At 40.2% G+C, this 13,775-nt stretch carries 16 protein-coding genes and 1 pseudogene; 15 read left to right on the forward strand and 2 right to left on the reverse strand.

The window, feature by feature from the left end:
- Positions 1 to 11 precede the first annotated feature (11 nt).
- Positions 12 to 734 (reverse strand): folate-binding protein YgfZ, encoded by a 723-nt coding sequence (locus GVX98_RS03145; RefSeq protein WP_159127237.1) that lies wholly within the window; start codon positions 732 to 734, stop codon positions 12 to 14.
- A gap of 261 nt (positions 735 to 995) precedes the next feature.
- On the opposite strand from GVX98_RS03145, the gene acnD reads away from it, so the two are divergent.
- From acnD to GVX98_RS03175, 6 genes and pseudogenes are all read left to right on the forward strand, one after another.
- Positions 996 to 3,602, forward strand: a complete 2,607-nt coding sequence (gene acnD / locus GVX98_RS03150; RefSeq protein WP_159127238.1) for a Fe/S-dependent 2-methylisocitrate dehydratase AcnD — start codon at positions 996 to 998, stop codon at positions 3,600 to 3,602.
- A gap of 148 nt (positions 3,603 to 3,750) precedes the next feature.
- Positions 3,751 to 5,196 (forward strand): hypothetical protein, encoded by a 1,446-nt coding sequence (locus GVX98_RS03155; protein ID WP_159127239.1) that lies wholly within the window; start codon positions 3,751 to 3,753, stop codon positions 5,194 to 5,196.
- A gap of 45 nt (positions 5,197 to 5,241) precedes the next feature.
- Positions 5,242 to 5,481, forward strand: a pseudogene (locus GVX98_RS03160) (PIN domain-containing protein); the annotation flags it as partial.
- Between the two features lie 130 nt (positions 5,482 to 5,611).
- Positions 5,612 to 5,755, forward strand: a complete 144-nt coding sequence (locus GVX98_RS03165) for a zinc ribbon-containing protein (protein WP_004695201.1) — start codon at positions 5,612 to 5,614, stop codon at positions 5,753 to 5,755.
- A 117-nt stretch (positions 5,756 to 5,872) separates the two neighbouring features.
- The gene (locus GVX98_RS03170) at positions 5,873 to 6,448 is read left to right on the forward strand and encodes a DUF4126 domain-containing protein (RefSeq protein WP_159127240.1); all 576 of its coding nucleotides are present in this window, start codon (positions 5,873 to 5,875) and stop codon (positions 6,446 to 6,448) included.
- Positions 6,449 to 6,680: 232 nt separating this feature from the next.
- Positions 6,681 to 6,887, forward strand: a complete 207-nt coding sequence (locus GVX98_RS03175; RefSeq protein WP_004695205.1) for a hypothetical protein — start codon at positions 6,681 to 6,683, stop codon at positions 6,885 to 6,887.
- Between the two features lie 81 nt (positions 6,888 to 6,968).
- Here GVX98_RS03175 and GVX98_RS03180 read toward each other — a convergent pair whose 3' ends face one another.
- Positions 6,969 to 7,322, reverse strand: coding sequence for a hypothetical protein (locus tag GVX98_RS03180; RefSeq protein WP_159127241.1), 354 nt, complete (start codon positions 7,320 to 7,322; stop codon positions 6,969 to 6,971).
- Positions 7,323 to 7,576: 254 nt separating this feature from the next.
- On the opposite strand from GVX98_RS03180, the gene GVX98_RS03185 reads away from it, so the two are divergent.
- The 9 genes from GVX98_RS03185 to GVX98_RS03220 all read left to right on the forward strand — a co-directional run bounded on the left by GVX98_RS03185 (position 7,577) and on the right by GVX98_RS03220 (position 13,698).
- Positions 7,577 to 8,233 carry a hypothetical protein gene (locus GVX98_RS03185; RefSeq protein WP_159127242.1) on the forward strand — a complete coding sequence of 219 codons (657 nt, stop codon included), beginning with the start codon at positions 7,577 to 7,579 and terminating at the stop codon, positions 8,231 to 8,233.
- Between the two features lie 107 nt (positions 8,234 to 8,340).
- Positions 8,341 to 8,628, forward strand: a complete 288-nt coding sequence (locus tag GVX98_RS03190; protein WP_159127243.1) for a hypothetical protein — start codon at positions 8,341 to 8,343, stop codon at positions 8,626 to 8,628.
- A gap of 573 nt (positions 8,629 to 9,201) precedes the next feature.
- Positions 9,202 to 9,597 (forward strand): VOC family protein, encoded by a 396-nt coding sequence (locus GVX98_RS03195; protein ID WP_004695213.1) that lies wholly within the window; start codon positions 9,202 to 9,204, stop codon positions 9,595 to 9,597.
- Between the two features lie 640 nt (positions 9,598 to 10,237).
- Entirely contained in the window at positions 10,238 to 10,903 is a 666-nt protein-coding gene (locus GVX98_RS03200) for an RluA family pseudouridine synthase (RefSeq protein ID WP_159127244.1), read from the forward strand.
- Positions 10,904 to 11,180: 277 nt separating this feature from the next.
- A complete protein-coding gene (locus GVX98_RS16840; protein ID WP_228716254.1) occupies positions 11,181 to 11,684 on the forward strand; it encodes a DUF5660 family protein in 504 nt (167 codons plus the stop codon).
- Between the two features lie 108 nt (positions 11,685 to 11,792).
- The gene (locus GVX98_RS16845) at positions 11,793 to 12,137 is read left to right on the forward strand and encodes a DUF4041 domain-containing protein (protein ID WP_228716256.1); all 345 of its coding nucleotides are present in this window, start codon (positions 11,793 to 11,795) and stop codon (positions 12,135 to 12,137) included.
- A 150-nt stretch (positions 12,138 to 12,287) separates the two neighbouring features.
- The gene (locus GVX98_RS03210) at positions 12,288 to 12,674 is read left to right on the forward strand and encodes a ribonuclease E inhibitor RraB (protein ID WP_004695219.1); all 387 of its coding nucleotides are present in this window, start codon (positions 12,288 to 12,290) and stop codon (positions 12,672 to 12,674) included.
- A 168-nt stretch (positions 12,675 to 12,842) separates the two neighbouring features.
- A complete protein-coding gene (locus GVX98_RS03215; protein ID WP_010327413.1) occupies positions 12,843 to 13,289 on the forward strand; it encodes an SRPBCC family protein in 447 nt (148 codons plus the stop codon).
- Between the two features lie 58 nt (positions 13,290 to 13,347).
- On the forward strand, positions 13,348 to 13,698 hold the full coding sequence (locus tag GVX98_RS03220) for a DUF488 domain-containing protein (RefSeq protein WP_159127245.1): 351 nt from the start codon (positions 13,348 to 13,350) through the stop codon (positions 13,696 to 13,698).
- The last annotated feature ends 77 nt before the right edge of the window (positions 13,699 to 13,775 follow it).

The raw sequence follows: 13,775 nt of genomic DNA on the forward strand, positions 1-13,775 counted from the left end.
AATTTAAAGGCTTACTGTGGTCTTGCCACATCACCATTTAAGCGTTCTGGTAAGTCTAAAACCGTCACATCCAGCTCGCTCAACGACTCAGGACGTGCCACCACTAACGCGACATAACCGCTATCAATTGCAGCACTATTCACCACTTGAATACCTTTGTTCAACTGTTCAGCTTGCGCAGGCGCACTGCCTGTACCCTGAATTAAATGCAACCACGCTTTTGGTTTGGCTTTAAACCATAAACGCGCAATTACTTCCTGGCCCAAGTAACATCCTTTGTCATAGTGCACGCCTTCACGTTGGTGTAAACGTAGCTCTTGAGGTTGAAACACATGCTCAATGGCTTGGTCGATATACGCTTCACCATGAGTAATGGCTTGTACTTGCCATGCTGCAATATCGGTAGGCTCAGCAGAAAAGGTGGTACGGTCTTGCGTAAAGGTTGGGAAAACTGAACCCATAGGTTCAAGTTTCATTTTAGAGAAAGCACCAAACTTTTTAATGTGCTTAGCAAACTCTTCCGACTGGTCTTGAGTAGTGACAATTTCAAAATGTTCAGGATTACGTTTTGTCAGCCACAAACCAAAGTGGATACGGCCTTTCAAGTCACAAATTGCGGTGTATTGCGTTGTATTTTCAGCTAAAGCTTCAACGTTGACCGTCACTTGGCCTTGTAAAAATTTGAGTGCATCTACACCAATTAAAGTGAAAGAGGAGAAAGCTAGATCGCTCATGAATTGCTCGCCTACCTTAAAATCTAATACTAAAGAATTAGGGCTATTTTCCGCTATTTTTCAGAAAAAATCATATTTAGAGTAAATATTTAAAAGTTAATGTAACTAAATATTTCCAAAACCCCTGTTTTTATATCTAAGCTTATGAAATATAAACGATTTGGGAAATGGGTTTTCGACAGTGTAGTATGCCTAGCAGACAAAGATGAATTGTCTAGTAAAGAAAGTGAAGAAAAATGAAACACCAAAGGCAGGAACGCTATGAACAATAATCACCGCAAACCACTGCAAGGCACCCAGCTAGAATACTTTGATGTGCGAGAAGCCGTTGAACAGATTCAGCCAGGCGCTTATGCAAAACTTCCATACACCTCAAAAGTATTGGCTGAACAGTTAGTGCGTCGTTGTGATCCTGCCATTTTGGAGCAGTCACTAAAAGAACTGATTTTCTCAAAACAAGATCACGATTTCCCTTGGTATCCTGCGCGTGTGGTGTGTCATGACATTCTTGGACAAACGGCATTGGTTGACCTTGCAGGTTTACGTGATGCGATTGCAGACCAAGGTGGTGACCCATCGAAAGTGAATCCCGTTGTGCCAACGCAGCTCATTGTCGATCACTCTCTTGCTGTGGAATACGGTGGTTTTGATCCAGAGGCGTTTGAAAAAAACCGTGCCATTGAAGACCGTCGTAATGAAGACCGTTTCCACTTCATCGAATGGACTAAGACAGCATTTGAAAATGTTGATGTGATTCCTGCGGGTAACGGCATCATGCACCAAATCAACTTGGAGAAAATGTCTCCTGTGGTACAAAGTCGTGAAGGTTTGGCATTCCCAGATACTTGTGTCGGTACGGATTCACACACACCTCATACCGATGCGCTCGGTGTAATTTCGATTGGTGTCGGTGGTTTAGAAGCTGAAAATGTGATGCTCGGTCGTGCGTCTTGGATGCGTCTTCCAGACATTATCGGTGTTGAATTTGTTGGACAACGTCAAGCGGGGATTACTGCAACCGATATCGTTTTAGCATTGACTGAATTCCTACGTAAAGAACGTGTTGTCGGTGCGTACCTTGAGTTCTTTGGTGAAGGTGCAGATAGCATGTCAGTGGGTGATCGTGCCACGATTTCCAATATGACCCCTGAATATGGCGCAACTGCAGCCATGTTCTATATTGACCAAAACACCATTGATTATTTAACCCTGACAGGTCGTGAAGCTGAGCAAGTTGCACTTGTTGAAAACTATGCCAAAGAAATTGGTCTTTGGGCATCGGATATGAAACAAGCAGAATATCCACGTGTCCTTCGCTTCGATCTTTCAACAGTAACACGTAATATTGCAGGCCCATCAAACCCACATGCTCGTGTTTCTACGGCTGATTTAAAAGAAAAAGGCATTGCTGGTGTTGTTGAGCATCGTACCGATGGTTTAATGCCTGACGGTGCTGTGATTATTGCCGCAATTACTTCGTGTACCAATACATCAAACCCACGTAACACGGTTGCAGCAGGTTTATTGGCACGTAAAGCCAATGAATTGGGCTTAACCCGTAAACCTTGGGTGAAATCTTCTTTTGCACCTGGTTCTAAAGCTGCTGCGCTTTATCTTGAAGAAGCAGGCGTATTGGATGACTTAGAAAAACTCGGTTTTGGTATCGTGGCGTATGCATGTACCACCTGTAACGGTATGTCAGGTGCTTTAGATCCTAAACTGCAACAAGAAATTATTGACCGTGACTTGTATGCAACTGCGGTACTTTCAGGTAACCGTAACTTCGATGGTCGTATCCATCCTTATGCAAAACAAGCGTTCTTGGCTTCTCCTCCGCTGGTTGTAGCGTATGCGATTGCAGGAACCATTCGTTTTGACATCGAAAAAGATGTATTAGGAAATGACAAAGATGGTAATCCAATTTACCTGAAGGACATTTGGCCTTCTGATGAAGAAATTGATGCATTGGTCAAAGAAGCGGTGAAACCTGAACAGTTCCGTAAAGTGTATATTCCAATGTTTGATTTGGGTGTGACTGAAAAAGCGGCAAGTCCTTTATATGACTGGCGTCCGCAAAGTACCTATATCCGCCGTCCACCGTATTGGGAAGGGGCTTTGGCTGCACCACGTACACTGGCAAATATGCGTCCGCTTGCCATCTTGCCTGATAACATCACCACGGATCATTTGTCGCCATCGAATGCAATCATGATGGATTCGGCAGCAGGCGAATACCTACATAAAATGGGCGTACCTGAAGAAGACTTTAACTCGTATGCAACGCACCGTGGTGATCATTTGACGGCACAACGTGCAACGTTTGCCAATCCGAAACTGTTTAATGAAATGGTGGTTCGTTCTGACGGTACGATTAAGCAAGGTTCTAAGGCACGTGTTGAGCCTGAAGGCGAAGTGATGCGTATGTGGGAAGCGATTGAAACCTATATGAATCGTAAGCAACCTCTTATCATCATTGCTGGTAAGGACTATGGTCAGGGTTCTAGCCGTGACTGGGCTGCTAAGGGTGTTCGTCTTGCTGGTGTTGAAGCGATTGTGGCGGAAGGTTTTGAGCGTATTCACCGTACTAACTTAGTCGGTATGGGCGTGTTACCGCTTGAGTTTAAAGCAGGAACTGACCGTAAAACTTTAGGTTTAGATGGGACTGAGCTGTATAGCGTGATTGGTAATATTGCGCCGCGTTCGACGTTAACTTTAGTGATTGAGCGTGCGACGGATGAGGGTAAGAGTGAAATTGTTGAAGTGCCTGTAACTTGCCGTTTAGATACCGAAGAAGAAGTGTCTGTGTATGAAGCAGGTGGTGTATTGCAACGCTTTGCACAGGATTTCTTGGAAGGGAATGTGGCTTGATGTAATTCTTTAAATCCTCCCCAACCCTCCTTTGAAAAAGGAGGGAGTTCCCCTCTTTAAAAAGAGGGGGTAGGGGAGATTAAAGTCATTGAAATTGTTGTAAAAAGACCCTACTGTTAAGTAGGGTTTTTAATTGTCGGGTCATCTGATGAATACTGATTTATTACATAAGATAATAATTTACCAAAAATCGTATTTTGAAATTATTAATGAATTTTTTATAAAATTTGTGGGAAAGGAGCCTAGAAGTTTTCATGATTTTAAAGAGCTAAGCTTTTACTTAAAAGAAATGTATGAAAGAAATAAAAATAATATGGCTTACTTTTCAAAGCTGAATCAAATACGTTTAGAATTTTTGGAAAAATTAACCAAATTATATTCTACTGAGTCACCTCAAGTTTTTAAATCAGCACAGGATTTAAATTTATTTAAAATTAACTTGGGAGGGAGTAGTCGTTTTTTAGAGACACAACTAAATGCAGTTCGTAAGTCCTTACTATTAACAGATATTGTTTTAATTCCTGATCCGATTCTACCTTGGATTGAAAAAGAAAGAGCAGAAGAAAGATTTACTAATATAAGAATGATAGAGGCTGTATTCTTTATTTTACATTTGAGAGAGCTTCTACAAGAAGATTTTGAGGTTCCTCCATTTTTTATTTTTCCAAGTTGGGAAAAAATACTTGAAGATAAGGATTCTTATACTCAGGAAAGTATTTCGAATCTATTTGTTGATTTTTTAAACTTCCATCTAGGAACATCATTTGAAAGCAAAAATGATTTAATTGATTATGCTTTTAAGAATAATGATAAATTTTTAAGTACAGTTGAAAGTAAGCGCCTATTTATTTCACCTAATGGATTAGATCTCTCTGATTTAAGAAATTCCATTGATAATTATAAAAATTATGCTAATGAAAATAGGTCTGAGGATTGGTGTCGTCAATATTTAGACAATGATACTCAGATAGTTCTGAATGGGATAAGTGAAAGATTAGCACCACAGTTTCATCTTTTGGAGAATTCTCATGAAATGAGCAGCAATCCTTATATTTGTATTCCAGAACACGCTCATTACTATAATTTAATCTCAAGAATGAGTTGGTCATCCCAAGCGAATAATTCAATTGATAGACAGACTGATACAATTTTAAATGTTTTGACGAATCAACGATTGGATTATTTAGCTAATTTTAATGATGAAGAAATTAAGATGCTTAGAAAAGCAGATGAACATATTTTATTTAAAAATGAAATGAGAACTTTTATAAGTTCAATATCAACTTCCAAAATTGAAGATATCGACTATGTTTCGAGAGAATTTTCTCAATTTTTAGATAGAAAAGTTAAACAGCATATTCAAGAATTAGAAGGATTAAAAAGTAAGTATAGATCTAAACACATACAAACTTTAGGGCTTGTAGGGGGAACATTGGCAGTTAATTTTATGCCGCTACTTGGGCAATTGATCTCAGTTATTGGAGCTGGAAGTATCGGTGTTAAATACTGTGGCGATAAGTTAGATGAAAAACATGATTTTCAAAAAGCTAAATCATCTTATGTTGGGGTAATTGCACTTGCAAAACAAAGATGACTCTAAATTAAGACCTTTCCCCAACTGCCACAATCCCATAACAAAAAGATAATAGATGAATTAACCTCAATGATTCAAGTGGTTGAGTTAGATGAATATGTCGCTGACCACTATGCACAAATACGTCACGATCTTTCATCCAAGGGACAGATTATTGGTGCGAATGATTTGTGGCTTGCCGCGCATGCACGTGCGAATAATTGGGTGATGGTGACCAATAATGAAAAAGAATTTTTGCGTGTCGATGGATTGCAGATCGAAAATTGGGTGTCTAACATCTTGTAAGACGTTTAGATTTTCTATGGAAATCATTTCTTGCCCAAATGCCATCATCATTTGTCGAAATGATCAATAGACATTCATCATAAAAGGCATATACTAGTAAGACCATTTTCTAAACATATGGAGAACAAAAATGGTTACTGCTGGCGAAAAACCTGGAACAGGCTTCTATTTTTGTGTTCAATGCGGACACCGCGTCTACTTAGAAATTGGTACAGATCGTTTACCCCCGTGTACCAAATGCCAAGGCAATCAATTTAACAATAAGAATGCCTAAGCCAAAGATTTAACAGTTACCCACTGTTTTAAAGAAAGCCCTATCACCCGATAGGGCTTTTTGCTAAGTTATAAATAAAGATAAAAACATCCAACTTAGGCCACACAGGAAAAGCACATGGAAACCATATTAGGACTTTGTATCGGCATTGGCTTAAGTGCTGCCTGTGGCTTTCGTGTCTTTGTTCCACTCTTTGTTATGAGCCTTGCATCTATTATGGGTTGGTTCGAACCCATGCAAGGTTTTGAATGGTTAACGATGCCATCGGTATGCATCGCCTTAGCTATTGCAACTGTCTGTGAAATCGCAGCCTATTACATACCATGGGTCGACAATGCTTTAGACACCATTGCAACGCCAGCCGCAATGGTCGCAGGAACACTCACCACTATGGCGGTCAGCAGTGGGGAAATGTCGCAGTTTGCCAGTTGGGCTGCGGCAATCATTGTGGGTGGAGGAACAGCAGGCGCTGTGCAAATGAGTACCGTTGCCGTTCGAGGGGTTTCAACTGCAACGACGGGTGGGGTTGCCAACCCACTGGTATCTACAGTGGAGTGGGTAGGTGCCGTTTTACTGTCCGTGCTGTCACTACTGGTTCCAGTCTTGGTGGTGATTATGGGCATTATTTTGGCGATCTGGGCCGTGCGTTGGTTTAGACGTAAAAAACAAGAAAGTATCAGCACACCCTTATAGTTTCAGTAGTTTTCTTATGGCGTTGCTTGGTCTCTAAATTTTAAAAATAGAGTGGCTAATTTTTCGGTTATGTGGACATCAATCCTTTTAGGTTGATATGACTTAGAGCTCAGTTTCACTTTTAAAATAATGATTGATTTTTATACGGCATCCGTTTAATTTTATAAATGCATACTTTTTGTATGGGTTTATTTGTGGTTGAACTTTATAAAAATTATTCGGGGAGCTGTAAATGATAAAATTTATTGTAAATGAACAGCCTAGTGAAAAAGGCATCCATCATATTCATAATGCATCCTTAGGCTGTGCAGACTTACCCAGCTCGGAGGATCAAATTCTGATTGGTTATTTTGCCAATTATGAGCTGGCTTATAAACGGGCAAGAATGAACTGGCCCAGAGAAAAAGTCGAAGGTTGTGACAAGTGTTGTTTCAAATAATCAAAAACAAAAAAGCTCTGCAATTTATGCAGAGCTTTTCATTGTTGGATATGGAGGTTCTATTTTTTAAGCATTACAACATTAATGAATTTCAATTCGGTTCGTGACCTTAATTTTTCGACACTCTCGGTCAGCTTCGACTAAAGCACGAATTTTAAAGTCAGAAAATCGAACCACTCGGTTTTGCATAGCAAACTGTTCAGGTGTTTTAATTTCTAAGCACTGAAAAGGACGCAGATTTTTTAGGATGTGCTTCTGCTTATCAGTCATGTTCTGTGTCGATAAATATACATAGCCTTTGGTGGTTTTTAACAACACTTCATGTGGCTGTGCTTCAGTTGAGTTGGTGACTTTGACAATATGTGTTTTTAACACTTTGCATGCACTCAGAGAAAGCGCAAGACACAGCATCAATAGGGTAGTTTTGGTTTTCATGATGAAACGTATTTGAATTGTCTTTCGTCACTTTAGCGGAAAGTTTTCAACGGCAGCAATCAAAATATGACACTGATACGGTCATCTGTTTTAATTGTAGAGCATCCTATAAATAGGCTTCTGATAAATGCTAAGCTTCAGCACAGATACCAAAATGAAGCATTCATTAGTGTGCTCTTTTACCTACTTTATTTAAAAAAATTAAGCAAACTATGAAAAATCAGTTCATTCTCACTTCTCTAATGTTCGCTGCAATGTTGGGTATATCCGCCAATCTGTGTGCTGAAAACTTAAGTGCTGAGAACATTCAGCGACAAAAAGCCAGCAGCCAATACAAAGCTTACCTTCCCACCAAATATACGGTGTTTGAGGTCGTGCAAGGGGACTTAAACAAAGATGGCTTAAAAGATGTGGTTTTAATCGTCAAAGGTACGGATCCGAAACAGTGGGTCACCGATGAATACCGTGGGAAACTAGATCGCAACCGCCGTGGTGTGATTGTGCTGTTGAATGCAAAAGGGCACTACCGAAAAGCCGTTCAGAACCTGTCTCTGTTTTCTTCAGAAAATGAAGATGGCGGTGTGTACTTTGCGCCTGAGTTGGTGCCCTCTATCGAAAAAGGCCTGTTAAAACTACATTATGCCCATGGTCGTTATGGATATTGGGCCTATCAGTTCCGTTTAGAGAGGCGTGATATGCGTCTGATTGGCTATGACAGCTCCGATAATTTTGGCCCTTATGTGAACAGCGAAACAAGTGTCAACTTTCTCACCGCTAAGAAGTTGGTCAGAGAAAATCTCAACAAAGACCCGGATAGCGACCCTAAATTTAAAGAAACATGGAGCAAAGTGAATGTTGCTCCAATGTATTTGAGCACAATTCAGGACATCGATTATCTGAGTTTTGAATAGTTTTGGCTTAGTTTTTGCTAACTCATATTTTAAAAATACACTTTTATGAATGACGTGATTCTGAGACATCAGTCACATGACTGCTTGATCATGTATAGGGGAAAGCGATGGAAAGTAAAGAACTGGCTTTGAGTGTTGAAGAGAAACCTAAGCTGAGTACAGCTGCCCATTTGATGGCAGGCTGGCCTTTGTTTTTAGTGACGATTGGTGGTGCAATCGGTGGAGCCTTAGCTGTGGTTGCGTATGTAATTAACCGAAAAATCTATCTGTCTCAGCTCAGCAATATGCAAAAGGTGCTTGCCAATTTACTCTGTGGTATGTCCGCGATCAGTTTATGGTGGTTTATTGCAACGTGGTTGCAAGGTTATATGGGGGACTTAAACGTTCTGAAATGATGGTGTAAAAAATGATAGAAGTTCATTTTTATGCGATGAAATAGATGATTCAAGTGTCATTATGAATGTTTTTATCAAATCTAATTTTATTTATGGAAATATTTTTCATCATTAATTGAAATTAGCTAATCTTCGGAAATTCATCCCGCACCAATTTGCTTAATATAGCGTTTAAGGGCACAGGAATCGAAAAGAGTAGTTTGCGACTCGTTATCTATCAGATCAGCGTCGTACTTACCCACAAGGTCTCGATTCAGCTTAGGACGCTATAGATTATCCATTTATAGGCAAAAGTTTAGAACTTACCCAGTTTTAACCGTTGAAGTTATCTCCTGATCCCTAGAAACCACATGATAAAAACAACACGATAAAAGACACGTCCATTCAAATATTTTCTTCCATTTTAAACGTCTATATTGCCCCGAATTTATCCAAATATTTGCTCTAACTGTGCCAAAACAAATTGGCGCTTTGGTTTGCGAAAACGGCTTTAAAAAATTGCGATTTGATAACATTGGAACGCTTTGAGTTCTGCTATAACCATTAAAAGTCTGATAAAAATATGGAACAACAATGAAAATATATGTCACCAGTATCATGGTCGATAGCCAAGAAAAAGCCTGTCAGTTTTATACAGAAAAACTCGGTTTTAAAATCAAACATGATGTACCTGTGGGGGAGTATCGTTGGCTGACCTTGGTTTCACCCGAAAGTCCAGAGGGTGTTGAACTGCTACTGGAGCCTGATGCACATCCCGCGGCACAGCCGTTTAAGGCCGCAATTAAAGCAGATCTAATTCCCTATACTTCTTTTCAAGTAGATGACCTTGATGCGGAATATGAGCGACTCAAAAACTTAGGGGTGCGCTTTACTAGTGAACCGATGCGGGCCGGAAAAGTCAAAGTTGCAGTCTTTGATGATACCTGCGGGAATCTCATTCAGCTGATGCAGGTCTGTGCAGGAAGTTGAATTTCTCATCTGTGATGCAGCAAAGAAATAAAATCCTGAGAAAAGCGCTTTTATGTGAGAAAAAAATCATAAATACGCTGCATTTGGGAAAATATTTTTTAGATAACCTGAAAGCCAAGATTTTTTTCCAAAAATAGCCAAAAAGACTTTATCTTCGGGAAACAATCCCGCCCTTGGATTGTTAAATTATATCTCAAGGGTGTGACGGGATCGAAAAGAGTAGCATGCTACCAGTGGCGCAAAACGCGTGAGTAGTACTTACCCAAAAGGTCTTGATTCGGCTTAGGACGCTATAAATCAAAAGTTTATAGGCTATAAGATCATCACTTACAAAGTTATGATAGTTGAAGTAAACAACATGTTTTCCCAGACACCCTAAAAAATTTGAACTCGAATAAAAGATAAATCAAAAAAAATAAATTTTAATATTTCCCGATAAAACCGAAAAATCCTGCTGTTGTAGTTTCACTTACATCATTTAATTTTAAGTTTTCAATCTAATCAGCGCTGCTAAAAAAGCTGGTTTTATATGGAGTGATGGACGCCTAGGATTAAGGCTGTTTTCCATATTTGGTGAATGATTGACAGCAGAAACACAGCTTGCTATTTTTCGCGCTCGCTTTTGTAGGCTGTTATTCCCATGGCTCTAAATGACAACTTTATATATTCACCGCCCCAAGAAGACTTGGTGATCGTTTATGAAGACGATGATTTGGTGGTGATTGAAAAGCCTGCGGGCTTGTTGTCGGTGCCGGGACGTTTACCAGAACACCAAGACAGTGCCTATTTAAGGGTTTTAGCCCAGTACCCACATGCCAAAATTACCCATCGTTTAGATATGGCGACCTCAGGGATTTTAATGTTTGCCAAGCACCGCGATGCCGAAGTCGCCGTCAGCAAAATGTTCCAAGCCCGCACGGTGGACAAACACTATATTGCTTTAGTTCAAGGACAGTTGGATGCCGAAGGCAGTGTTGAAGTACCACTGATTACTGACTGGGAAAATCGACCACGGCAGATCGTGCACTTTGAACTGGGTAAGCCTGCAAAAACGCTTTATCAAGCTCTTAGCTATGACATTGAGACCGATATTACGCGAGTTTTACTGACCCCGATTACGGGGCGTTCACATCAGCTACGTGTGCATATGCAATATATTGGGCATCCAATTACAGGGGATAAGTTGTATCACCCTGAGCCGACACGGAGTCCATTAAAACGTATGGCTTTACATGCCAGTTTTCTCGCCTTTCAGCAGCCTTTAAGTGGAAAAGCGGTTGCGATTCATGGACGAGTGCCATTTTAACTGTGTCACACTTTATTTCTATTTTGAGAAATACTTAAAATTTGGGATATCGGGCGGTTTAAAAAACCGTTAGCGTAAGTTGTGTAAGTGTACTTTTATCCAGTGTGCTTATCTTTGTTGAAATTAACATTTGAGTTTGGCTTTTTGGCCATGGTCACGACTGATCGAAATTGAATGAAAATAGGTTTGTCTGTTCCAAGGCTTACTGTTCGAATTTGATGTGTTCTTGCAGCGGAGTCTTTAAAAGAAAAATGACTTTTCCGTAGGGAGATAGGCCATGCTTTATGTATTCGCTGTCATTCTTGTCCTGCTGTGTGCGGTTATATGCGGGCAAAAAATACACAGCCTTGCCCAAAAAAAGAAGATTGAATCCTTAGAAATCAATTTAGAGCGCAGTCGAAACAGTTTAGAAGTTTATGAACAGCAGCAAAGTGAATTACAACACCGGCTGACCAGTTTAAGAATTGAGCTTGGAACGCTCAGACAACGCAACGAAACTTTGAGTCCTTACCAAGAAATTATTGATGTCGAACACTATGTCATTGAACGGCACAACCAAGTGGAATTGTTTGCTGAAACAGTCAAATTTGATGCTGAACAGATGCTTAAACAATGTCGGCAGCGCATTGAAAAAGTACATCACTTCTTAACAGAGTATGAGCGTAAGGCCAAAGAAATGAGCATGCTGCGCGCCAGAGAAAAACTGGGTGCTTTTTTTCACATGGCTGAAGAACGACAACATCTGGCTGAAATATCGAAGGCTCTACACCATAAAATTTAAACCTACAGCCAGAGTTATCAACTGCCTTCGGAGCAGTTATTAGATGAACTCATCGAAGGCTATGGGAAAACAGATGCGGCCTGTCATCTACTGAAAGTTCGGCAACAGGTGATTCGTGCGGTTGAGCAAAACGACGTTGTGAACTGCGCCTTTATGGATGAGAATCGGCGATTATCGATGATGGTTTTGGTTTCACAGTTGTTTAATACGAAAGCAGACTTTTATTTACAACGTGTGAGCAAAGACAATATTGGCCTTTTGATTCAAGCTTTGCAGGATGACTTTACCCTGATCAATCACTATGGTACGACCTTTGGTCATACTCAGATACAAGACAGTTATTTGGCTTTACGCTTAGAAGAACTTAAATTTGCGGCCTTATTAGAAAGCTTAAAAAGCAGTGATTTACAGTTTCAAGCGGACATTTTAGTTGAAGATCGGGTTTTACATTAACACGGCAAAACCAGCGTGAAATAAAGTCTAAACAACCTTCGGAAAATCAGATGTAACTGCTATAAAAATGAGCAAAATATGCTATGTTGAAGTCACTATTTTGTCACTTGCCAACGATATATTGGCTAAAAAGATAACAAGGACATACGCATGACACGTGATTATGAATTATATCCAGATGATGATAACGGAAATGTACTTTGGCAAATGGCTGAGGATGGCGACGACCTGTCTGAACCGCATGAAATAGAATATTCGATTGCCTTTCAAGAGCAGTCACAAGCAGAAAAGTGTGCGTTGTATTTATTACAAGAAGAGCAAAAAATCACTTTGTTTGTCGATGAAGAAAGCGACGTCTCTGAGTGGATTATTACCATCTATGTGTATATGGAACCTGAGTATTCAGACATTGTTGACTTAGAACAATGGTTTACTAAAATTGCAGAACAGTTTGGTGGTGAATATGATGGCTGGGGCTGTATGGCCTATGTCTATGACGACGAAGATGATGAGGACTATGAGCAAGGTCAAGCCTAAGAAATGGTCAAAGTTAAAGCATGTTGAAAAACATGCTTTTTTGTTGGTGGGTGGAAAAAGGCAGCAGGCCGCGTTTGGCTTGTCTAAAAATATGCACAAAAAAAATACAGTATATGGGTTTGAGCGTTTTAAACTAAATCTGAATATTTGAAAAGAACGAGAAAAATCATGTCAAATAGCGTCCAATTACACCGCGTATTTAGTGCGCCCGTCGAGCGCGTCTATCGTGCTTTTACCACCGCAGATGCATTAGTGAAATGGATGGCACCACATGGCTTTACCGCACATGTAGATCAGTTCGATCTGCGAGAAGGTGGTCAATATCGCATGTTCTTTACCAACTTCAGTACAGGCATGCAGCATTCATTTCATGGCACTTATCATGAAATCGTTGAAAACAGTTTATTGCGCTATACCGATGAGTTCGATGTACCTGAACTAGCAGGAAAAATTGAAGTGCGTGTTGAGTTTAAAGAAGTATCTGTCGGTACTGAGGTCCATATTACGCAGTCTGGTTTACCCGATGTGATTCCTGTCGATGGCTGTTATCTGGGTTGGCAAGAGTCGTTGCAACTCTTGGCTTTTTTAGTCAATCCAGACATTCCCGATGAATAGTGCTTCGTCATCGTTGAACAATTGAATAAGTTGCATAAAAGAATAAAAGGAGTTCTGCATGCCAATACGCATGAAGCGGATTTATGCACCTGTCGAGGCAGAGGATGGCAAACGGATTTTAGTTGATCGGTTGTGGCCACGAGGGGTCTCAAAACTTGACGCTAAAATAGATGTTTGGCCAAAAATTCTCACACCATCCAATGAACTGCGGAAATGGTACCACCAAGACGTGGTGGCACACTGGGATGAGTTTAAAGTCCGTTATATGAAAGAACTGGAAGCATATCCCACCGAGTTAAATGATTTGCGCCAATTGGCGGTGCAAGAGCAGATCACGTTACTCACCGCAGCCAAAGAAGAACAGCATAACCATGTGGTGATTCTGAAGCAGTGCTTGGAACAAAAATAAGCGTTGTAGTGATGCCATTACAGTTAAAATTTATATTGCTCTAAGCCTTATTTGATCCATCTTGTGACAAGGTTAAA

The sequence above is a fragment of the Acinetobacter sp. 8I-beige genome, assembly GCF_902505955.1.
In the GTDB taxonomy this organism is placed as follows: domain Bacteria; phylum Pseudomonadota; class Gammaproteobacteria; order Pseudomonadales; family Moraxellaceae; genus Acinetobacter; species Acinetobacter johnsonii.

Coding starts and splice junctions, on each gene's coding strand:
- GVX98_RS03145 (WP_159127237.1), bottom strand. CDS start 734: ATGAGCGATCTAGCTTTCTCCTCTTTCACTTTAATTGGTGTAGATGCA.
- acnD (WP_159127238.1), top strand. CDS start 996: ATGAACAATAATCACCGCAAACCACTGCAAGGCACCCAGCTAGAATAC.
- GVX98_RS03155 (WP_159127239.1), top strand. CDS start 3,751: ATGAATACTGATTTATTACATAAGATAATAATTTACCAAAAATCGTAT.
- GVX98_RS03165 (WP_004695201.1), top strand. CDS start 5,612: ATGGTTACTGCTGGCGAAAAACCTGGAACAGGCTTCTATTTTTGTGTT.
- GVX98_RS03170 (WP_159127240.1), top strand. CDS start 5,873: ATGGAAACCATATTAGGACTTTGTATCGGCATTGGCTTAAGTGCTGCC.
- GVX98_RS03175 (WP_004695205.1), top strand. CDS start 6,681: ATGATAAAATTTATTGTAAATGAACAGCCTAGTGAAAAAGGCATCCAT.
- GVX98_RS03180 (WP_159127241.1), bottom strand. CDS start 7,322: ATGAAAACCAAAACTACCCTATTGATGCTGTGTCTTGCGCTTTCTCTG.
- GVX98_RS03185 (WP_159127242.1), top strand. CDS start 7,577: ATGTTGGGTATATCCGCCAATCTGTGTGCTGAAAACTTAAGTGCTGAG.
- GVX98_RS03190 (WP_159127243.1), top strand. CDS start 8,341: ATGGAAAGTAAAGAACTGGCTTTGAGTGTTGAAGAGAAACCTAAGCTG.
- GVX98_RS03195 (WP_004695213.1), top strand. CDS start 9,202: ATGAAAATATATGTCACCAGTATCATGGTCGATAGCCAAGAAAAAGCC.
- GVX98_RS03200 (WP_159127244.1), top strand. CDS start 10,238: ATGGCTCTAAATGACAACTTTATATATTCACCGCCCCAAGAAGACTTG.
- GVX98_RS16840 (WP_228716254.1), top strand. CDS start 11,181: ATGCTTTATGTATTCGCTGTCATTCTTGTCCTGCTGTGTGCGGTTATA.
- GVX98_RS03210 (WP_004695219.1), top strand. CDS start 12,288: ATGACACGTGATTATGAATTATATCCAGATGATGATAACGGAAATGTA.
- GVX98_RS03215 (WP_010327413.1), top strand. CDS start 12,843: ATGTCAAATAGCGTCCAATTACACCGCGTATTTAGTGCGCCCGTCGAG.
- GVX98_RS03220 (WP_159127245.1), top strand. CDS start 13,348: ATGCCAATACGCATGAAGCGGATTTATGCACCTGTCGAGGCAGAGGAT.